Raw genomic sequence first — 18,577 nt, 5'->3', positions numbered from 1 at the left:
AGCGGCAGCCGATATGGATAGCGACCGCATCAGGCGCCCAGGCCGCCGAGGCACAGGTATTTGATCTCGAGATAGTCTTCGATGCCGTATTTTGAGCCTTCACGGCCCAAACCGGAGTGTTTCATGCCGCCGAACGGCGCCACTTCGGTGGAGATCAGCCCTTCGTTGATGCCGACAATGCCGTACTCCAGCGCTTCGGCCACGCGCATCACCCGGCCGATGTCGCGGCTGTAGAAGTAAGCGGCCAGGCCGAACGGCGTGTCGTTGGCCAGTTCGACGGCGTCGGCTTCCTGGCTGAAGCGGATCAGGGGCGCCACCGGGCCGAATGTCTCCTCGCGGAAGATTTTCGCCGTGCGCGGCACGTCGGTCAGGATGGTCGGGCTGAAGAAATTGCCGCCCAGCGCGTCAGGCTTGCCGCCCAGCAGCACCGAGGCGCCGTGCTCGACGGCGTCGGCGATGTGCTCGCGCACTTTCTCCACCGCGTCCGGGTTAATCAACGGGCCGATGGTGACGCCGTCATCCAGGCCGTTACCGACTTTCAGCTTGGCGACGGCGGCTTTCAGTTTGGCGGCGAAGGCATCGTATACGCCGTCTTGCACCAGAAAACGGTTGGTGCAGACGCAGGTCTGGCCGGCGTTGCGGTATTTCGAGGCGACCGCGCCGGCCACGGCGGCGTCCAGATCGGCGTCGTTGAACACGATAAACGGCGCGTTGCCGCCCAGCTCCATGCTGGTTTTCTTGATGGTGGGCGCACACTGGGCCAGCAGCTGCGCCCCCACTTCGGTGCTGCCGGTGAAGGAGAGTTTACGCACGTCCGGGTTGGCGGTGAGTTCGCCGCCGATGCCTTTGCTGGGGCCGGTTATCACGTTGCACACCCCGGCGGGCAACCCGGCGCGCTCCGCCAGCACGGCGATCGCCAGCGCCGAGAACGGCGTTTGGCTGGCGGGGCGGATCACCCCGGTGCAGCCGGCGGCCCAGCCGGGGCCGGCTTTACGGGTGATCATCGCCGCCGGGAAGTTCCACGGGGTGATGGCGGCGAACACGCCGATCGGCTCTTTTTGCACGATGATGCGGCGACCGGCCTGCGGCTGTGGAATGGTGTCGCCATACACCCGCTTGCCTTCCTCGGCGAACCATTCGATAAAGGAGGCGGCATAGGCGATTTCACCGCGACTTTCGGCCAGCGGTTTGCCCTGTTCCGCCGTCATGATGCGCGCCAGATCTTCCTGATTTTCCATCATCAGCTCAAACAGCCGCCGCAGCTTGCCGGCGCGCTCTTTGGCGGTCAGCGCGCGCCAGGCGGGCAGCGCTTTTTTGGCGGCGGCGATGGCGCGAGCGGTTTCTTCGGCGCCGAAGGCCGGCACGTGGCCGATCCGCTCGCCGTTGGCGGGGTTATGAATGGCGATCGTGCGGCCTTCCTGGGCCGGCAACCATTGCCCGTCGATGTAATTGGCCTCGCGGAACAGCGTGGGATCCTTGAGGGTGGCGCGGATACTGATGCTCATGAGTCTCTTCCTTTGCTGAGTTCAACGGAGTGGTCTATTCCATACGGCTACCCTTTACCCTAGCAAACTTTGCCGCCGCCGTTTGCCAACGCGACGACAAGATGGCCGTTTTCTCACTGCGCATCTTCTGTACAAAAAATATCCGCCGTCGGGTCGATACTGAAAGAGCAGGCATATGACCCTTTTCGATGTGATTAAAAGGAGTGTGCGAATGATGAAATCAGTAGACAGACATCTCGCGGCCTACGGCAGCGAAATGGATTTTTTGGCGTCGAGCATCGCCCTGATGGAATGGCAAGAGCGGCAGATTGACGCCGGGCAGGTGGCCGGCAATATGTCGGAGCAGCAAAGCCGCCTGTTCTTTGCGCGGTTGAATTATTTTCGTCAGCTTTATCAGGCCGCATCGGCGGCCGAACACAGCCTGTAATTTCCGATCCAGCCCCGCCGCCGCGGGGCTTTTCATTTCAGCTCAGCGGCGCCACACCCCGGTCGCCAGCGTCGCCGGCGAATACTCCAGATTGCGCCCTCGCCACGGCAGCGCCGCCGCAAAACGCCAGGCGCGGCGCACGTCAAACCGCCAATAGCGTTCCGCCCCTTCGACGCCGGGATCCCCTTCCGCCTGCCAGAGGATTTGCGTTTCCCCCTGCAGATGCAGCACGTCGCCGCGATCGAAATCGATGAACAGCAGCGCCGCCCGCGGTTCGGCGAGCAGATTGCCCAACGTGTTCATGTAGCGGTTGCCGCGAAAGTCCGGCATCCACAGCGTGTCGCCTTCCAGATGGATAAAGCCGGGGCGGCCGCCGCGATGGGAAATATCCACGCCGCCCTGCGGCAGTGTCAGGTGCGCGCAGCTGGCGACGAAGCAGGTGTCCGCGGCGCGGATCAGCGCCTGCGCCGCCGCATCCAGCACGGCCAAATGCTCAACCGGCTGCGGCCGGCTGTCCACCGGGTAGAGTTCGCGGCGCTGAATGTACTGCGGGCAGTTGCCGAAGCTTTGCTGAACGAGGATTTCCACCCGGTTTTTGTCGGTGCGGCCGATGGCGCCGTTGGCGCGGTTGCGCCGCCGGTTGCTGAAATCCAGCCCCAGCGCGCCGACCGGCTTGCCGGGCAGCAACAGCGCCTGGGCGGGATCGTCGCCGCGGCGCGGCGCGCTGATGCGTAAATGCGTGTCGTCCGGCGTGCGTAAAAATCCGGGCGGGCCGGTGAACAGGGTGGCGATGGGCCAGCCTTGTTCATCCAGCGTGGCGACAAACAGGTAGGGCAGCGCGGCGAAAAACGCGCGGTGCTGATCCGGCATCGCGGGGTAGATGCCGCCGCCTACGCCGCCAAACCCGGCCAGCGTCTGTGCGCGCAGCTCATCGGGATGGAACAGTTGCGGGATCATGGCGTCAGCTCCCCGCCGGTTCCGGCAGGGCCGGCATGGCAAAGTAGCCGGGCAGTACAGCGATGCGCGCCGCCCAGCGACGTATCGCAGGGTAAGGCGACAGCGAAATGCCGCCTTCAGCCGCGACCGCCACGTAGCTGTGGCAGGCCAGATCGGCGATGGTGGGGTGTTCGGTGGCCAGGTAGTCCCGCTCGCTCAGATGCTGTTCCATCTGCGGCAGGAAACGATCGCTGACCGCCCGCGCCGCCTGATAGTCCTCCGGCACGGCGAATTGGGCGATCAGTCGGCAGGCCGCCGGGCCGTAGCGGACTTCACCGGCGGCTTTGGAAAGCCAGGCCTGCACTCGCGCCGCCGCGGCCGGCTGTTCCGGCAGCCAGTGACTGTCCGGCGCATAGCGCTTCACCAGATAGACCAGAATGGCGTTGCTGTCGGCCAGCGTCAGATCGTCATCCTGCAAGACCGGGATCTGGCCGAACGGGTTGAGCCGGCGGAAGGCTGCGCTCTGCCGTACGTCCGCCGAGGCTTCGACCCATGCATAGGGCAGCGCCAGCATGCGCAGCAGCAACGCCACGCGATGAACGTGGCCGGAAAGCGGGGTGCCGTAGAGTGTGATGGTGGACATGGCGTTTCTCCTCAGTGCTTTTTGTCAGCATACTCTTGCGTTGAACGAGCGAAATCCGGCAATGTGGAAATTGATAATTTCACTTTTCGGAAGAATCTATGGATCGGTTAGACGAGTTGGCGATTTTCGTGGCGGTGGTGCAGCAAGGCAGCCTGGCGGCGGCCGGGCGCAAACTGCGGCGTTCGGCGCCGGCGATCACCCGGGCCATCGCCGCGCTGGAACAGCGTTTCGGCACCCGATTGGTGGAGCGCACGACCCGGCGGCTGGCGCCCACCGAGGCGGGTGCGCGGCTGTTGGAGCGCGCGCAACAGCTGCTGCAGGATTATCAGGCGGTGGTGCAGGATACCGCCGAAGCGCAGCTGAGCGGCTTGCTGCGCGTTACCTCGCCGGTGCAGTTCGGCCGCCGGTACGTGGCGCCGGTGGTGATGGCATTTCTCGATGATTACCCGCAGATGCAGATCGAAATGGTATTGAACGATCGCAATCTCGATCTGATTGACGAAGGGTTGGATATCGCGGTGCGCATCGGTCATCTGCAGGACTCTTCCCGCGTGGCGCGGCGGCTGGGGCAGGTCAGCCGGGTGACGGTCGCCAGCCCGGATTACCTGGCGCGCTGCGGTGAACCGCGATCGCCGGCGCAGCTGGCGGAGCACGCCACCATCGTCGGCACCCAGCGGCCGTCGCTGCGCGAATGGCGCTTCGGCCCGCAGGAAAACGGCGAGCGCGTGCGATTGACGCCCCGGCTGTTGCTCAACGACGTGGAAGCGCAACTGCTGGCGGTGCGCGCCGGCAAGGGCGTCGCCCGGTTGCTCTCGTATCAGGTGGCGGACGATTTGGCCGCCGGTACGCTGGTGCGGCTGTTGACGGATCATGAGCCGTTGCCGATGCCGGTACAGCTGGTGGCGCAGCAGGCGCAGCACATGCCGCTGAAGGTGCGCGCCTTTTGGGATTATGCATTTGAACGGCTCAGCGCCTTGCCGCAAATTCAGCTGGACGGGCGGGGGAAATAAACGCAAAAAGTTTCATGGGTTAAACTTTTTCATTATTCATCAGGTTTTATTTTACCGGGCGCGCATTGCTGATGCGCCCGTCTTGACAATAATTTTGTCGGTGCTAATAGTTAATTCACATCTTAAATAATAAACGAAGTTTAATATATGAAACCACTTGCGGGGAATTATGACAACGGCGCCACGGTGGATAATGAAGCGGCTATTTTGACTTCATTTCAAACCCGCAGCGCGGCTGTTTATAAACAGACGCGCCATGAAAATAATATTGCTTATGGCAACGGCGAACGTGAAACATTTGATTGGCTCTATTCTGCAAAGCAGCATCAGGGGACGTTAATTTTTATTCACGGCGGCTATTGGCAATTTTGCGATAAGGCGGATTTCGCCTTTATCGCCGCCGGGCCGCTGGCGTTGGGTTTTGACGTGGTGTTGGTGGAATATGCGCTCGCACCGGCGGTGGATCTCGACGAAATATGCCGACAGATCGGAATGGCACTGGATGCCATTCAGCGCCGCCTGCCGCCGCACTACGCCCATCCGGTTTATCTGTGCGGCCATTCCGCCGGCGGGCAGCTGGCGGCGCTCTGGCAGCAGCATGCGTTGGTGGATGCCGTCTTTCCCATCAGCGGCCTGTTCGAGCTGGCGCCGCTGCAACAAAGTTATGTCAATCGGGCGCTGCAGTTGACCACGCGGCAAATTGAAACGCTCAGCCCGGCGCGCCGCCTGCCGACGCGCGGCAAGCCGCTTACGCTGTATTACGGCGCATTGGAGCTGCCGGAACTGAGAGGTCAGTCGCAACACTATCATGCGGCGCTGCGCCAACGCGGGCTGCCGGCTGAACTGGTCGCGGTGCCAGGCGCCAACCATTTCACCATCCTGGATGCGTTGTTCGCCGCCGACGGCGCGCTGCTTCGCCAACTTGACCACCACGGGAACCACTGACATGCGCGAGATTGTAGAGACCGGGCTGCCGGATATCGGCCAGCCTTTTTCCTGGGCCACCCGGGGCGGCGGCATGCTGTTTACCGCCCACGGCCCGGTGCGGGCGGACGGCAGCATCGACACCGGCGCGCCGGAGCGACAGATTGCGCTGACCTTCGATAACCTGGCGCAGACGCTGAAGGCGGCGGGCAGCCACAGCGATAAGGTGCTGCAGGTGATCGTGTATCTTACCGACGTTAACGACGTTAAATGGCTCGATGATATTTACCGGAAATACTTTAATTATCCTTATCCCAATCGCTCCACGGTTATCGTCGAGAAATTGGTGGTGCCCGGAATGAAAATAGAAATTACCGTCAGCGCCATCGCCTGATTTAATTTCTCCTTAAGCCTGTCTTCATATTAATTCAATAACGAGTTAAGGATGCGTCATGTTTAAACAGATTGCACCTTCCGCCGCCGATCCTATTATGTCGCTGATGGAAGCCTATTTGCAGGATCCCAATCCGAAAAAAGTGAATTTAGGCATTGGGCTGTATTACGATCGGCAGGGGAATATTCCGCTGATGCAGGCGGTTGAGGCGGCCGAGCAGCGGTTGCTGGCGCTGCGCCGCCCGCACGGTTATCCGCCGATCGAAGGTTCGCCGCAGTTCGCCCGCCAGGTGCAGGCGCTGCTGTTCGGTGAGCAACAGGCGGCCGACATCGCCACGGTGCAGACCGTCGGCGGCTCCGGCGCGTTGAAGCTGGCGGCGGATTTTTTGCGCCACTTTCTGGCGCGCGGTGAAATCTGGGTGTCCGATCCTACCTGGGCCAATCACTGGGCGATTTTCGAAGGCGCCGGGCTGCGGGTGAATACCTATCCCTACTTTGATGAAGCGGCGGGCGGCCTGCGTTTCGCCGCCATGCTCGACGCGCTGGACAGCCTGCCGCCGGGCAGCGTGGTCTTGCTGCACCCTTGTTGCCACAACCCAACCGGCACCGATCTGACGCCGGAGCAATGGCGCGCCACGCTCGCCGTGCTGCAACGACGCAGCCTGCTGCCGCTGTTCGACATCGCCTATCAGGGCTTCGGCGACGGGCTGGAGGAGGACTGCTTTGCATTGCGCGAAGCGCTGAAAACCGATCTGCCGTTTTTGGTCTGCAATTCGTTTTCCAAAAACGTCGCGCTGTACGGCCAGCGTCTGGGCGCGCTGTCGGTGCGCTGCGCCGACGCGGAAAATGCCGCCAACGTCAAAGGGGCGTTAAAAACGCTGATCCGCCGCAGCTACTCCTGCCCGCCGACGCACGGCAGCCAGATCGTGGAAACCCTGCTTGGCGACGCCGAACTCGGCGAGCTTTGGCGCGATGAGCTGGCGGAAATGCGCTCACGCATCAAGCAAATGCGTGAACAGCTGGCCGCCGGGCTGGCGCAGGGCGGCTCTTCGCTGGAGCACCGGCGCATTCGCGAGCAGCGCGGCATGTTCAGCTATACCGGCCTGAACGAAGCTCAGCTGCAGACCCTGCGGCAGCGCTACGCCATCTATCTGGTCTCGCCCGGCCGCATGTGTCTGCCGGGGCTTAACCCCGGCAACATCGACTATGTGACCGCCGCGATCCTCGACGTCACCCGTACCGCCTAACTCCGCCCGGGAGCACAGCCATGCCACAGATGAATGATTTTGAGCATATCGCCCGCCGCCAGGGCGGGTTGAACAAGCATCTTACCGCCGGGCAGATGTCGATGCTGGCGATCGGCGGCGCCATCGGCACCGGGCTGTTTCTCGGCAGCGCCTACGCCATTCAGATGGCGGGGCCGTCGGTATTGCTGAGCTACCTGATCGGTGGCGTCATTGCGCTGCTGCTGATGGGCAGCCTGGCGGAAATGACCTCCGAACACCCGACGCCCGGCTCGTTCGGCGACTACGCCGAATTCTATCTCGGCCCGCTGTTCGGTTTTCTGGTGCGTTACTCTTACTGGTCTTGCGTGGTGCTGGCGGTGGGCACCGAAGTCACCGCCATCGGCATGTACATGCAGTTCTGGTTCCCGGCGACGCCGACCTGGCCGTGGGTGCTGCTGTTCTCGGCGGCGGTGATCGTTGTTAACGTGATCGGCGTGAAATCGTTCGGCCAGGTGGAATACGCGCTGTCCACCGTCAAAGTGACGGCGATCGTGGCGTTTATTCTGATCGGCATCGGCATTCTGGCGTTCTCGGGCAACCCGGCCTACGGCCTGCGCAACCTGACCGCCGGCGGCTTTATGCCGTTTGGCGTCAAGGGCATGTGGTTCGCGGTGATCGTGTCCATCTTCAGCTACCTGAGCATTGAAATGATCGCGGTGGCCGCCGGCGAGGCGAAGAATCCGGTGATTGCGGTGAAGGCGGCGTTCAAGGGCACCATCGTGCGACTGTTCATCTTCTACATGCTGTCGATCGCCCTGATGCTGGCCATCGTGCCCTGGCGCCAGTCCGGCACCGGCGAAAGCCCGTTCCTGATGGCGATGAACGTGATCCATCTGCCCGCCGCCGCCGGTATTTTCAACTTTATCGTGCTGGTAGCGGCGCTGTCGGCAATGAACAGCCAGCTGTATATCACCACTCGCATGATGTTCTCGCTGTCGCGCGCCGGGCAGGCGCCGGCGGCGTTGGGGCGCGTCAGCCGGCGCGGTATTCCGGTCAATGCGCTGGCGATGTCGTGCATCGGTATCGTGGTGTCTATCGTGCTGAGCCTGGTGGCGCCGGAAACCTCGTTCGCCGCCATGATGTCTATCTCGGTGTATGGCGCCTGCTTTACCTGGCTGATGATTTTGGTCACCCACCTGTTCTTCCGCCGCCGGCATCGGCAGACCCACCTGAAATTTCGCATGTGGGGCTTTCCCTATACCACCTTGCTCGGCGCCGGGCTGATGGCGGCATTGATGATCTCGACGGCGTTTACCGAATTCTTCCGCATGACGCTGTGGTTCGGTATTCCGTTCACCTTGCTGCTGGTGGCGGTTTATCACTTCCAGAGCCGCCGCGCGGTTGCGCCGTCGCCACTCAAGGCGCCGGAGGTGGAGTAATAAGGGGAGGGGCTGAGGCGCATCTCAGCCCCGGGGATTAAAGCTGGCTTTTCGGGATCAGGTGGTCGCCGAAGCTCAGGCGCCGGCGGCCCGGTTCGATTTCGGTCAGCGGCGCCACTTCGTGCAGCGAGGATTTGCAGCGCTGCACCAAATCCTGATACTCGCGGGTGCCGGCGATCTTCCAGGCCAGCTCCTGTTCGGTCAGATCGCGCAGCACGCGCGCCGGGCTGCCGACCACCAGCTTGTTGGCTTCGATCACCGCCGCGGCTTTGACGAACGCCATCGCGCCGACGATGGTGTTCTCGCCGATCTCCGCACCGTCCATCACCACCGCGTTCATGCCCACCATCGCGTTGCGGCGAATGCGGCAGCCGTGCAGGATGGCGCCGTGGCCGATATGGCCGTCTTCTTCCACCACCGTGTCCTGCTGCGGGAAGCCGTGCATCACGCAGTTGTCCTGAATGTTGGCGCCGTCGCAGATCACCAGGCGGCCAAAATCGCCGCGCAGGCTGGCGTTCGGGCCGATATACACGTGTTTGCCGACGATCACGTCGCCGATCAGCACCGCCGTCGGGTGCACGTAACTGCTGGGGTCAACGACCGGCGTCAGGCCGTCAATCTGATACACAGGCATAGCGTGAGTTCCTTAATATGTAGGGTCGCGCGGCAGGCCGCCGAAGCGCCGATAGTAGCCGGCGGCCGGCGCGGGCAGGGCGCCGATGGTGGTCTCCGCCAGCGCGCTGACGTAGTCCGTCGCGGCGCGATCGACCTGCTGATAGAGATTGATGCACAGATTGCGGGCGATCTGGCCCTCCCACTGGGCGGGCAGCAGCGCATCCGGCAGCAGCGGATCTTTCAACACCACGCGACGGAAGAAGTGAATCAATAATAGCTTAATCTGGAAACAGCGCAGCGGCGTCAGCGCCGCCGGGTCGACTTCGCGCAGCAGCGCCATCAGCGGCCGGAAAGAGACGATAAACTCATGATAACCGGCCGCCACCTCGCTCAATGACCAGCAGTCGGCCACCAGTTTCTGCAGCGTTTGCTCGGAGCGGTTGTAGGGGTAATCGGCGCGGAAGTAGATCACCTGCTCGCTGGCGTTCAATTCGCCGAGCAGCGCCGTCACGTCGGTTTGCGCATGGGTGGGGGCGGCCATCAGGTTGTTGGCGATCTGCCCGAACCCGAGCCAGCCCAGCTCTTTTTTCAGCCGCGCGCGCGCGTTTTTTTCGGCGCATTCCAGCAGCAACAGCTCCCATTTGCCGTCCCAGGCGGGCTGCTCGCGCAGATAGATCTTCGATTCGGCGTGGCGGAACTGGCGCATTCCCTGCTCGGTCACGCGGTAGAAGCTGCGGCGGCCGATTTTCTCCACCGCCAGCCACCCCTCTTTCTGCAGGCGGAACACCGAGGTGCGCACGAAGCGATCGCCGAAACCGAAGGCCTCCAGCAGCGCGCTCAGGCTGCCGAGCCACACTTCGCCGCCGCGGTGGCTGAGCGCGTCGCCGTACAGCGAAATGATCAGCGACGTGCCGCTGATCGGCTGGGCGTCGACGGCATGGCGAATGAACTCATCCAGTTTATGTTCCATATTTTTCCATGGGTTAGCCTTCGATGAGCCACAACATTACCATAATTTGGGGCGGCGTCATCCGTGACGCCGTGCGCTCAGCGCGGCCGCAGATCGACCACGCGCTGCGCCTTGCCTTCCGAGCGCGGAATATCGCCGCAGTTGGCGATGCTGACGTCGGTGCTGACGCCCACGATCGATTTGATGTGGTGGCGCAGCTGGTGGCAGATATCGCAACGCTGCTGATGGCTGAGGCTGAGCGCCGATTCTTTCAGCTCGACGCGCACCGCCAGCGTGTCCAGATGCCCGCTGCGGCTGACCTGCAGTTGATAGTGCGGCGACAGCTGCTCGAACTGCATGATCTGTTCTTCCACCTGCGACGGGAAGACGTTGACGCCGCGGATGATCAGCATGTCGTCGGAGCGGCCGGTGATCTTGCCCATGCGGCGCATCTGGCGCGCGTCGCCCGGCAGCAGCCGGGTGAGATCGCGGGTGCGGTAGCGGATCACCGGCAGCGCCTCTTTGGTCAGGGTGGTGAACACCAGTTCGCCGTGCTCGCCGTCCGGCAGGGCGATGCCGGTCTCCGGGCAGATGATCTCCGGCAGGAAGTGGTCTTCCCAAATGGTGGGGCCGCCGCCGCTTTCCAGACATTCCATCGCCACGCCCGGCCCCATCACCTCCGACAGGCCGTAAATATCCAGCGCCTTGATGCCCATGCGGGTTTCGATTTCGTGGCGCAGGGCTTCGGTCCAGGGTTCGGCGCCGAACACGCCGAGCCGTAGCGAGCAGCCGCGCGCGTCGCCGCCCATTTTGCGCTCCAGTTCATCGATCAGCGTCAGGCAATAGGACGGCGTCACCATGATGATGTCGGGTTTGAAATCGAGGATCAGCTGCGCCTGGCGTTCCGTCTGCCCGCCGGACATCGGGATCACCGTGGCGCCGAGCCGCTCCGCGCCGTAGTGCGCCCCGAGGCCGCCGGTAAACAGGCCGTAACCGTAGGCGACGTGCACCTTGTCTTTGGCGGTGGCGCCGCCGGCGCGCAGGCAGCGGGCGACGATATCGGCCCAGTTATCGATGTCGCGCTGGGTGTAGCCCACCACCGTCGGGCGGCCGGTGGTGCCCGAGGAGGCGTGGATGCGCACCACCTGTTCCATCGGCACCGCGAAGGTGTCGAACGGGTAGTTGTCGCGCAGATCCTGCTTGGTGGTGTAGGGGAAGCGCGCCAGATCGCTCAGCTGCTTAAGATCGTCGGGGTGTACGCCCGCCTGATCGAACTTGCGCTTGTACATCGGCACATTGTCGTAGGCGTGGTGCAGCGTCCACTTCAAACGCGCCAACTGCAACGCTTCAATCTCATCGCGCGAGGCGAATTCGATCGTTTCGAGGGGCTGTGGATTTATTGTCATGGTTAGCCTCAGGGGTCAGACACGCTCAATGATCATGGCGATGCCTTGGCCCACGCCGATGCACATGGTGCACAGAGCGTAGCGGCCGGCTCGCCGTTCCAGTTCAAACAGGGCGGCCAGCGCCAGGCGCGCGCCGCTCATGCCCAGCGGGTGCCCCAGAGCGATCGCGCCGCCGTTGGGGTTGACCTGCGGGGCATCGTCCGGCAGGCCAAGCTGGCGCATCACCGCCAACGCCTGGGCGGCGAACGCTTCGTTCAGTTCGATGACGTCCATCTGCGCCAGGCTCAGCCCGGCGATCTCCAGCACCTTGCGGGTGGCCGGCAGCGGGCCGATGCCCATCAGCCGCGGCTCCACGCCGCAGGTGGCGGTGGCAAGGATGCGCGCGCGCGGCGTCAGGCCCTGGCGCGCCGCCATCGCTTCGGAGGCGACGATCAGCGCGGCCGCGCCGTCGTTCAGCCCCGAGGCGTTGCCGGCGGTGACGCTGCCGGGCTGACGGAACGGGGTTTTCAGCGCCTGCAGCTGATCGAAGGTGGTGTCGGCGCGCGGGTGTTCATCCTGGCTGAACAGGGTGACTGCGCCTTTTTTACCGGTGAGGCTGACCGGCGCTATCTCCTGCGCCAGGTATCCCAGCGTTTGCGCCCGGGCGGCGCGCTGCTGGCTGCGCAGCGCAAAGGCGTCCTGATCGGCGCGGCTGATGTTGAACTGCGCCGCGACGTTTTCGGCAGTCTCCGGCATCGAATCGGTGCCGAACTCGGCCTGCATGCGCGGGTTGACGAAGCGCCAGCCGAGGGTGGTGTCGTACAGCTGCGCCTGTCGGCTGAAGGCGCTGTCGGCCTTGCCCATCACCAGCGGCGCTCGGGTCATCGATTCCGCGCCGCCGGCCAGCATCAGCCCGGCGTCGCCGGCTTTGATGCTGCGCGCCGCCATCGCCAGCGCGTCCAGACCCGAACCGCACAGGCGGTTCACCGTGGTGCCGGAAACGCCGACCGGCAGCCCGGCCAGCAGCAGCGCCATGCGCGCCAGGTTGCGGTTGTCTTCCCCGGCCTGGTTGGCGCAGCCGAGGACCACGTCGTCCAGCTGTGCCCAATCCACCTGGGGATGGCGCTCCAGCAGCACGCGCAGCGGCAGGGCGGCGAGATCGTCGGCCCTCACCTGGGCCAGCGCGCCGCCATAGCGGCCGATCGGGGTGCGCACGCCGTCGCAGATAAATGCCTGATTCATGCCCGATCTCCTAAAATGCTGTGGCCGAGGCGGTGCGCGCGGCCGCGAAACCAGGCGACGGTTTTGCCCTGTTGATTGACGATTTCGACGTCATACAGCCCGGTGGCTTTGCCCTGATGGCGCATCTGCGCGCTGGCGGTGAGGCGATCGCCGGCCAGCGCCGGGCGGACGAAGTCGATGCTGCAGCCGGAAGCCACCGCCGCCAGCCCCTGGCTGTTGCAGGCGTAGGCGAAGGCGGTATCCGCCAGGCTGAACAGCTGGCCGCCATGGCAAGTCTGGTGGCCATTGAGCATCTGCGGGCCGACGGTCATGCTGACCTGCGCGTACCCGACGTCGACGTCATCGATGTGCATCCCCATCGCCTGAGCGCAGGTATCTTGCTGGAACATCTGTTCGGCGCAGCGCTGAGCCAGCGCGCGCGGCGTATTGGCGTTCATTGTTCGGCTCCTGGGAAAGCGGCGGGGGAAGCGTAGCGGCGCAGCAGCGGTATCGGGCGATAGCGGGCCTCGCCGTAATAGCGTTGCAGGTTTTCCAGCGTCGTCAGGATGTGGCGCCAGCCGAGCGCGGCGCCCCAGGCGAGCGGGCCGCGCGGATAGTTGACCCCGCGCAGCATCGCCAGATCGGTATCCTCGGCGCTGGCGACGCCTTTGTTCACCACGTCGAGCGCTTCGTTGGCCAGCATGGCCAGGGTGCGCATCGTCAGCAGGCCGGGGTAATCTGGCAACGGGATGACGCGTTTGCCGAGGGACTGCAGCAGACGGATCGCTTTGGCATTGTGTTGCGCGCCGTTTTGCGCCGCACAGCTGATGGCGATGGCGGAGGCATGCGCATAGTCGGCACAGAGATCGAACAGCACCACGGGCGTTCCACGTTCGTCGGCCAGTTGGCCGGCGGTTTTACCATTGGTTAACATCAGTGTAACGTCGTCGATCGTGACGTGCGGGCTGGTCTGGCCAGGTTTTTTGATCGCCCCCGCATTTTCGATCAACAGCTGCGCCAAATCGGCCAGCGAAGACCAGTCGCCGTGCAGCGTAACGCGCTGCGGCAGCGCGGCCTGCGCCGGTGGCGCAAAGGCGATCATCTCTGCGGTGGGGCGTTGCGTGTCGTAGCGGTAGAAGCCGCGGCCGGATTTGCGGCCAAGGCGCCCGGCGGCCACCAGCTCCTGCTGCACCAGCGAGGGGGTGAAGCGCGGGTCCTGGTAGAAGGCCTGATACACCGAGTCGGTCACGGCGTAATTGACGTCCTGGCCGATCAGATCGGTCAACTGCAGCGGGCCCATGGCGAAGCCGCCGGCGTCGCGCATGACTGCATCCAGGGTGGCGGCGTCGGCCACCCGTTCTTCCAGCGCGCGCAAGCTTTCGGCGTAGAACGGCCGCGCCACGCGGTTGACGATGAATCCCGGCGTCGAACGACACACGACGCTCTGCTTACCCCAGCGCTGCGCCAGGGCTTGCAGCGCGGCGAGGGTCTCGGCCCCGGTCTCCAGACCGCTGACGATCTCCACCAGCTTCATCAGCGGCGCCGGGTTGAAGAAGTGCAGCCCGGCCATGCGCTGTGGGTGTTGCAAGGCGCCGGCGATGGCGGTGATCGACAGCGAAGAAGTATTGCTGGCGAACAGCGCCGTGGGCGAGCAGATCGCTTCCAGATCGCGGAACAGGCTCTGCTTGATCGCCAGATTTTCCGCCACCGCTTCAATCACCAGCGCGCAGTCGGCCAGTTGCTCGAGCGAGTCGGCGCGTTCGAGGCGCGCCAGCAGCGCCTCGGTGGCGTTTGCGTCGGCCTTGCCGCCGTCGACCCGCTGCCGCAGGCGGCGAGCGAGTTCGTCGATCGCGCGCTGGGCGGCGGCGGGCGCGATATCGAACAGCCGTACCGGGTGGCCGGCGGCGGCGGCCACCTGGGCGATGCCGATGCCCATGGTGCCGGCGCCGATCACCGCCACCTGGCCATTAAGAAGGGGCGCGTTCATGGCTATTTCCCGCTGAAATTTGGCGTGCGTTTGGCGAAGAATGCGCTGACGCCTTCGCGATAGTCGTCGCTGCGGCCCCCCAATCGCTGCAGATCGCGTTCCAGATCGAGCTGTTGATCGAGGCTGTTGGTGGCCGAACTGTAGATGGCTTTCTTGATTAGCCCCAGACCGTAAGTCGGCTGGGTGGCCAGATGGCGCGCCAGCGTTTGCGTGCGGTCGGCCAATTCATCCGCCGGCACCACCTGCCAGATCATGCCCCACTCCAGCGCCTGTTGGGCGCTGATTTTGTCGCCCAGCATGGCCATGCCCATCGCGCGGGCGTGGCCGGCCAGCCGCGGCAGGAACCAGCTGCCGCCGGAATCCGGCACCAGCCCCAGGCGGCAGAACGACTGAATAAAGCCGGCGTTGTCGGCGGCGATGACGATGTCGCACGCCAGAGCCAGCGCGGCGCCGGCGCCGGCCGCCACGCCGTTGACCGCGCACACCACCGGTTTGGGCAGGGCGGTCAGGCGACGGATCAGGGGGTTGTAGAAACGTTCGACCGACAGGCCGAGGTCCGGCGCCTGTTGATCGGCGCTGACGTTGCGATCGTTGAGATCCTGCCCGGCGCAGAAACCGCGGCCGGCGCCGGCGATCAGCAGGCAGCGCACGTTGTCGTCGCGTTCGGCTTGCGTCAGCGCTTCGCTCAGTTGGCGATGCATCTCGTCGTTAAAGCTGTTGAGCCGATCCGGCCGGTTGAGGGTCAGCGTCAACACGCCGGCGTCGAGATGACTGAGAATCAATGCGTTATCCATAAATCAGCGCCCCTGATAGTTTGGCGTACGTTTTTCGAAAAAGGCGGCGATGCCTTCGCGGCGATCGTCGGTGGCGGCCAGGGTGACGAACTGCTGACGCTCCATCGCCAGCCCCTGGCTAAGGCCGGTTTCCTCGGACTGTTTCAGCGCCTGCTTGGCGGCGCGCAGCGCCAGTGGCGCCTGACGGCTGATGCGATCGGCAATCTGCTGCGTGCGCTCCAGCGTCAGGGCATCGACGCACACTTCGCTGATAAGGCCAGCCTGCAGCGCGGTGCGGGCGTCGATGGCTTCGCCGGTCAGCACCATCTGGCTGGCGCGCGCCTTGCCGACGCAGCGGATCAGGCGCTGGGTGCCTCCGGCCCCCGGCATCAGGCCGAGGGTGATCTCCGGCAGGCCGAAGCGGGCGCTTTCGCCGCCGATAACGATGTCGCAGGCCAGCGCCAACTCGCAGCCGGCGCCCAGGGCATAGCCGTTCACCGCCGCCAGCAGCGGCTTGCTGAACTGCGCCAGTCGCTGCCACAGCTGCGGACGGCGATCCGCCAGCGTGGCCGGCAGATCCTGCTGTTGCAGTTCGCGCAGATCGGCGCCGGCGGCGAAGAAGCGCGCCGCGCCGGCGATCACCACGGCGCCCACGCCGCTGTCGGCGTCGGCCTGCTCCAGCCGGGCAACCAGCTGTTCCAGACACGGCGTGCTTAGGGCGTTACGCGCCTCCGGGCGATGCAGCGTCAGCGTGACCACGCGGTGTTGCTGCTGATGCAAAATAAAGGGGGTGTCCATCGCGGCTCCTAGACGTCGAAGTCCAACACCACGCCGTCGCCTTTCGGCCACGACTGGCAGCTCAATACATAGCCCGCCGCCAACTGATCCGGCTCCAGGCTGTAGTTGACGCCCATCTCCACCTGGCCGGCCTTCAGACGGCATTTGCAGGTGGCGCATACGCCGCCTTTGCAGGCGTAGGGCAGGTCGGCGCCCTGGCGCAGCGCAGCGTCGAGAATGCTGTCGTCCTGTTCGCCGAGCTCGATATCCAACCGGCGGCCGTCGAGCAGGATTGTCACCCTGGCGGCGTTGCGATCGCCGCTGTGGCGCGGTCGGACGACCAGGCCGCTGGTGTTGAAACGTTCGCTGTGGATGTGGTTGGCCGGGACGCCGGCCTGTTCCAGCACGGTCTGCGCGTCGTCCATCATCGATTCCGGCCCGCAGATGAAGGCGTGGTCATAGTCGCGGAAATCCAGCAGCGCGCCGCCGATCGCCGTCAGGCGTTCACGATCGATGCGGCCGCTGAGCAGCGGGCTGTCGAGGCTCTCCTGGCTGAACAGGTACAGCGGCTGAAAACGCTGCGGGTAGCGGTTTTTCAGATCCGACAGCGCTTCTTTGAACATCATCGAACGGCTGTTGCGGTTGCCGTAGATCAGGGTAAAACTGCTGCCCGGTTCGAGCTGCAGCGTCGCCTTGATGATCGACAGCATCGGCGTGATGCCGGAGCCGGCGGCGATCGCCAGGTAATTACCGCGGCGCTCCGCCTGCGGCTGATAGCCGAAGCGCCCCTGCGGCACCATCACTTCCAGCGCATCGCCGACTTTCAGCATGCGGTTGACGAAGCCGGAGAAACGGCCCTGATCAATTGCTTTTACGCCGATCTGCAGCAGGCCTTCCTGCGGTGAACTGCAGATGGAATAGCAACGCCGCAGCTCTTCGCCGTTGACCCGCGCCTTGAGCGTCAGGTGCTGGCCGGGGGTGTAGCGGTATTGGTTTTGCAGCTCTTCGGGCACCCGCAGGGTGATGGCTACGGCGTCCGGCGTTTCGCGCTCGATGGCGGCGACGTTCAGGCGATGAAAGACCGTCATGGTGTCAGCGCTCCTATATGCATTTGAAGTAGTCGAACGGTTCCCGGCAGTCGCAGCAGCGGTACAGCGCTTTACAGGCGGTGGAGCCGAACTCGCTGATCTTCTCGCTGTGGGTGCTGCCGCAGCGCGGGCAGGCGACCGGGCCGTGGACGTGCGGCCGATCGCAGGTGTGGCCCTGCGGGGGCGCTACGCCGTATTGCCGCAGCCGCTCGCGGGCGTCGGCGTTCATCCAGTCGGTGGTCCAGGCCGGGCTGAGGCGAATGTCCACCCGCACCGGGCTGAAGCCGGCGGCCGTCAGCCGCTGCTCGATGGCGTTGAGCAAAAATTCGGTGGCCGGGCAGCCGGAATAGGTTGGGGTGAAGGTCACGCGCCAGCCGCTGCCGTCGCGCACCACGTCGCGCACCATGCCCAAATCGGTGATCGACAGCACCGGCAGTTCGGGATCGCTGATCTGCTGCAGGCAGTGCCAAATCTGCGGGATTTCGGCGGGTTGCAAACGAGTGACGTTCATCGCGGCCTCCTACCACTGACTGTTTGGATAGGCGCGCTGCAGGAACTGCATCTCCGCCAGCAGCGGGCCGAGGTGTTCGCTGTGCTGACCTTGCTTGCCGCCGTGACGGAACGCCTGCTCGGCAGGCAGCGTCAAGGTCGCCTGGCGCAGCGTCTCCGCCACCAGCGCCTGCCAGGGGGCCTGCAGCTCGCGCGGATCGACGGCGATGCCTTGTTCCGCCAACGTCAGCTCCAGCGCGTCGGCATGGAACAGTTCGGCGGTGAAACGCCACAGGTTATCCAGCGACTGTTGGATCTTGCGGTGGCTGATATCGTTGCCGTCACCGAGGCGGATCATCCAGCCGCGGCTGAAACGCAGGTGGTAATCGGCTTCCTTCAACGATTTGGCGGCGATGGCGGCGATCTGCGCATCGCGGCTGCGGCTTAGCGCCTGGTGCAGCTGCACGTGGTAGGCGTCGAGCAGGAACTGGCGCACCAACGTGTCGTTGAAACCGCCGTTCGGCTGTTCCGCCAGCAGAAGGTTATGGAACTGGCGCTCGTCACGGCCGAAGGCCAGGCTGTCTTCGCTGCAGGGCGGGCCGGCCAGTTCGGCGGCGTAGCCCAGGAAGTGGCGCGCCTGGCCGAGCAGATCGAGACCGATGTTGGCCAACGCCAGATCGATTTCCAGCTCGGGCGCGTGGCCGCACCAGGCGCACAGGCGCTGGGCGAGGATCAAAGGCGTGTCGCCCTGGCGGAGCAAATAGCTGATGCGCGGATCGTTAACCGTCAT

At 64.4% G+C, this 18,577-nt stretch carries 20 protein-coding genes; 6 read left to right on the top strand and 14 right to left on the bottom strand.

The window, feature by feature from the left end; translation table 11 throughout:
- Positions 1-29 precede the first annotated feature (29 nt).
- Positions 30-1,505, bottom strand: coding sequence for an NADP-dependent succinate-semialdehyde dehydrogenase (gene gabD, locus ACMGG9_RS14620; protein ID WP_089194911.1), 1,476 nt, complete (start codon positions 1,503-1,505; stop codon positions 30-32).
- 211 nt (positions 1,506-1,716) lie between these two features.
- On the opposite strand from gabD, the gene ACMGG9_RS14615 reads away from it, so the two are divergent.
- Positions 1,717-1,932, top strand: coding sequence for a glycogen synthesis protein (locus ACMGG9_RS14615; protein WP_414161510.1), 216 nt, complete (start codon positions 1,717-1,719; stop codon positions 1,930-1,932).
- A 42-nt stretch (positions 1,933-1,974) separates the two neighbouring features.
- On the opposite strand, the gene ACMGG9_RS14610 is transcribed toward ACMGG9_RS14615, so the two are convergent.
- A complete protein-coding gene (locus ACMGG9_RS14610; RefSeq protein WP_033650796.1) occupies positions 1,975-2,889 on the bottom strand; it encodes a pyridoxamine 5'-phosphate oxidase family protein in 915 nt (304 codons plus the stop codon).
- Between the two features lie 4 nt (positions 2,890-2,893).
- On the bottom strand, positions 2,894-3,511 hold the full coding sequence (locus ACMGG9_RS14605) for a glutathione S-transferase family protein (protein WP_414161509.1): 618 nt from the start codon (positions 3,509-3,511) through the stop codon (positions 2,894-2,896).
- A gap of 98 nt (positions 3,512-3,609) precedes the next feature.
- Here ACMGG9_RS14605 and ACMGG9_RS14600 point away from each other — a divergent pair, with 98 nt between their 5' ends.
- From ACMGG9_RS14600 to ACMGG9_RS14580, 5 genes are all read left to right on the top strand, one after another.
- Positions 3,610-4,521, top strand: a complete 912-nt coding sequence (locus ACMGG9_RS14600) for a LysR family transcriptional regulator (RefSeq protein ID WP_103101001.1) — start codon at positions 3,610-3,612, stop codon at positions 4,519-4,521.
- A gap of 147 nt (positions 4,522-4,668) precedes the next feature.
- The gene (locus tag ACMGG9_RS14595; RefSeq protein ID WP_414161508.1) at positions 4,669-5,466 is read left to right on the top strand and encodes an alpha/beta hydrolase; all 798 of its coding nucleotides are present in this window, start codon (positions 4,669-4,671) and stop codon (positions 5,464-5,466) included.
- Position 5,467: 1 nt separating this feature from the next.
- Positions 5,468-5,839, top strand: coding sequence for a RidA family protein (locus ACMGG9_RS14590; RefSeq protein WP_033643621.1), 372 nt, complete (start codon positions 5,468-5,470; stop codon positions 5,837-5,839).
- Between the two features lie 58 nt (positions 5,840-5,897).
- Positions 5,898-7,085: an aromatic amino acid transaminase gene (locus ACMGG9_RS14585; RefSeq protein ID WP_414161507.1), complete on the top strand. Its 1,188-nt coding sequence runs from the start codon at positions 5,898-5,900 to the stop codon at positions 7,083-7,085.
- Positions 7,086-7,105: 20 nt separating this feature from the next.
- Complete coding sequence (locus ACMGG9_RS14580) at positions 7,106-8,503, top strand: amino acid permease (protein ID WP_414161506.1); 1,398 nt, start codon at positions 7,106-7,108, stop codon at positions 8,501-8,503.
- A 37-nt stretch (positions 8,504-8,540) separates the two neighbouring features.
- Here ACMGG9_RS14580 and paaY read toward each other — a convergent pair whose 3' ends face one another.
- From paaY to paaC, 11 genes are all read right to left on the bottom strand, one after another.
- Positions 8,541-9,137, bottom strand: a complete 597-nt coding sequence (gene paaY / locus ACMGG9_RS14575; RefSeq protein ID WP_033643617.1) for a phenylacetic acid degradation protein PaaY — start codon at positions 9,135-9,137, stop codon at positions 8,541-8,543.
- A gap of 12 nt (positions 9,138-9,149) precedes the next feature.
- Positions 9,150-10,088 (bottom strand): phenylacetic acid degradation operon negative regulatory protein PaaX, encoded by a 939-nt coding sequence (paaX, locus tag ACMGG9_RS14570; protein WP_042784929.1) that lies wholly within the window; start codon positions 10,086-10,088, stop codon positions 9,150-9,152.
- A gap of 77 nt (positions 10,089-10,165) precedes the next feature.
- Entirely contained in the window at positions 10,166-11,473 is a 1,308-nt protein-coding gene (gene paaK / locus ACMGG9_RS14565) for a phenylacetate--CoA ligase PaaK (RefSeq protein ID WP_016927188.1), read from the bottom strand.
- Between the two features lie 15 nt (positions 11,474-11,488).
- A complete protein-coding gene (pcaF, locus tag ACMGG9_RS14560; RefSeq protein ID WP_047025411.1) occupies positions 11,489-12,694 on the bottom strand; it encodes a 3-oxoadipyl-CoA thiolase in 1,206 nt (401 codons plus the stop codon).
- Positions 12,691-13,131 (bottom strand): hydroxyphenylacetyl-CoA thioesterase PaaI, encoded by a 441-nt coding sequence (paaI, locus tag ACMGG9_RS14555; protein WP_099786174.1) that lies wholly within the window; start codon positions 13,129-13,131, stop codon positions 12,691-12,693. The genes pcaF and paaI overlap by 4 nt, the downstream gene beginning before the upstream one ends.
- Positions 13,128-14,660: a 3-hydroxyacyl-CoA dehydrogenase gene (locus tag ACMGG9_RS14550; RefSeq protein WP_414161505.1), complete on the bottom strand. Its 1,533-nt coding sequence runs from the start codon at positions 14,658-14,660 to the stop codon at positions 13,128-13,130. The genes paaI and ACMGG9_RS14550 overlap by 4 nt, the downstream gene beginning before the upstream one ends.
- 2 nt (positions 14,661-14,662) lie before the next feature.
- Entirely contained in the window at positions 14,663-15,454 is a 792-nt protein-coding gene (gene paaG / locus ACMGG9_RS14545; protein ID WP_033643612.1) for a 2-(1,2-epoxy-1,2-dihydrophenyl)acetyl-CoA isomerase PaaG, read from the bottom strand.
- Positions 15,455-15,457: 3 nt separating this feature from the next.
- Positions 15,458-16,231, bottom strand: coding sequence for a 2,3-dehydroadipyl-CoA hydratase PaaF (gene paaF / locus ACMGG9_RS14540; RefSeq protein ID WP_414161504.1), 774 nt, complete (start codon positions 16,229-16,231; stop codon positions 15,458-15,460).
- 8 nt (positions 16,232-16,239) lie between these two features.
- On the bottom strand, positions 16,240-17,298 hold the full coding sequence (gene paaE, locus ACMGG9_RS14535) for a 1,2-phenylacetyl-CoA epoxidase subunit PaaE (RefSeq protein WP_089191965.1): 1,059 nt from the start codon (positions 17,296-17,298) through the stop codon (positions 16,240-16,242).
- 13 nt (positions 17,299-17,311) lie between these two features.
- The gene (gene paaD, locus ACMGG9_RS14530) at positions 17,312-17,809 is read right to left on the bottom strand and encodes a 1,2-phenylacetyl-CoA epoxidase subunit PaaD (protein ID WP_072627398.1); all 498 of its coding nucleotides are present in this window, start codon (positions 17,807-17,809) and stop codon (positions 17,312-17,314) included.
- Between the two features lie 9 nt (positions 17,810-17,818).
- Positions 17,819-18,577, bottom strand: coding sequence for a 1,2-phenylacetyl-CoA epoxidase subunit PaaC (paaC, locus tag ACMGG9_RS14525; RefSeq protein ID WP_033650808.1), 759 nt, complete (start codon positions 18,575-18,577; stop codon positions 17,819-17,821).

It is taken from the genome of Serratia sp. BNK-10 (assembly GCF_047456065.1).
Classification (GTDB): Bacteria; Pseudomonadota; Gammaproteobacteria; order Enterobacterales; family Enterobacteriaceae; genus Serratia; species Serratia ureilytica.
This window is presented reverse-complemented; position numbering and strand designations above follow the sequence as displayed.

Excerpts from the sequence above, each read along its gene's own strand:
- gabD (WP_089194911.1), bottom strand. The coding sequence starts at position 1,505 with ATGAGCATCAGTATCCGCGCCACCCTCAAGGATCCCACGCTGTTCCGC.
- ACMGG9_RS14615 (WP_414161510.1), top strand. The coding sequence starts at position 1,717 with ATGATGAAATCAGTAGACAGACATCTCGCGGCCTACGGCAGCGAAATG.
- ACMGG9_RS14610 (WP_033650796.1), bottom strand. The coding sequence starts at position 2,889 with ATGATCCCGCAACTGTTCCATCCCGATGAGCTGCGCGCACAGACGCTG.
- ACMGG9_RS14605 (WP_414161509.1), bottom strand. The coding sequence starts at position 3,511 with ATGTCCACCATCACACTCTACGGCACCCCGCTTTCCGGCCACGTTCAT.
- ACMGG9_RS14600 (WP_103101001.1), top strand. The coding sequence starts at position 3,610 with ATGGATCGGTTAGACGAGTTGGCGATTTTCGTGGCGGTGGTGCAGCAA.
- ACMGG9_RS14595 (WP_414161508.1), top strand. The coding sequence starts at position 4,669 with ATGAAACCACTTGCGGGGAATTATGACAACGGCGCCACGGTGGATAAT.
- ACMGG9_RS14590 (WP_033643621.1), top strand. The coding sequence starts at position 5,468 with ATGCGCGAGATTGTAGAGACCGGGCTGCCGGATATCGGCCAGCCTTTT.
- ACMGG9_RS14585 (WP_414161507.1), top strand. The coding sequence starts at position 5,898 with ATGTTTAAACAGATTGCACCTTCCGCCGCCGATCCTATTATGTCGCTG.
- ACMGG9_RS14580 (WP_414161506.1), top strand. The coding sequence starts at position 7,106 with ATGCCACAGATGAATGATTTTGAGCATATCGCCCGCCGCCAGGGCGGG.
- paaY (WP_033643617.1), bottom strand. The coding sequence starts at position 9,137 with ATGCCTGTGTATCAGATTGACGGCCTGACGCCGGTCGTTGACCCCAGC.
- paaX (WP_042784929.1), bottom strand. The coding sequence starts at position 10,088 with ATGGAACATAAACTGGATGAGTTCATTCGCCATGCCGTCGACGCCCAG.
- paaK (WP_016927188.1), bottom strand. The coding sequence starts at position 11,473 with ATGACAATAAATCCACAGCCCCTCGAAACGATCGAATTCGCCTCGCGC.
- pcaF (WP_047025411.1), bottom strand. The coding sequence starts at position 12,694 with ATGAATCAGGCATTTATCTGCGACGGCGTGCGCACCCCGATCGGCCGC.
- paaI (WP_099786174.1), bottom strand. The coding sequence starts at position 13,131 with ATGAACGCCAATACGCCGCGCGCGCTGGCTCAGCGCTGCGCCGAACAG.
- ACMGG9_RS14550 (WP_414161505.1), bottom strand. The coding sequence starts at position 14,660 with ATGAACGCGCCCCTTCTTAATGGCCAGGTGGCGGTGATCGGCGCCGGC.
- paaG (WP_033643612.1), bottom strand. The coding sequence starts at position 15,454 with ATGGATAACGCATTGATTCTCAGTCATCTCGACGCCGGCGTGTTGACG.
- paaF (WP_414161504.1), bottom strand. The coding sequence starts at position 16,231 with ATGGACACCCCCTTTATTTTGCATCAGCAGCAACACCGCGTGGTCACG.
- paaE (WP_089191965.1), bottom strand. The coding sequence starts at position 17,298 with ATGACGGTCTTTCATCGCCTGAACGTCGCCGCCATCGAGCGCGAAACG.
- paaD (WP_072627398.1), bottom strand. The coding sequence starts at position 17,809 with ATGAACGTCACTCGTTTGCAACCCGCCGAAATCCCGCAGATTTGGCAC.
- paaC (WP_033650808.1), bottom strand. The coding sequence starts at position 18,577 with ATGACGGTTAACGATCCGCGCATCAGCTATTTGCTCCGCCAGGGCGAC.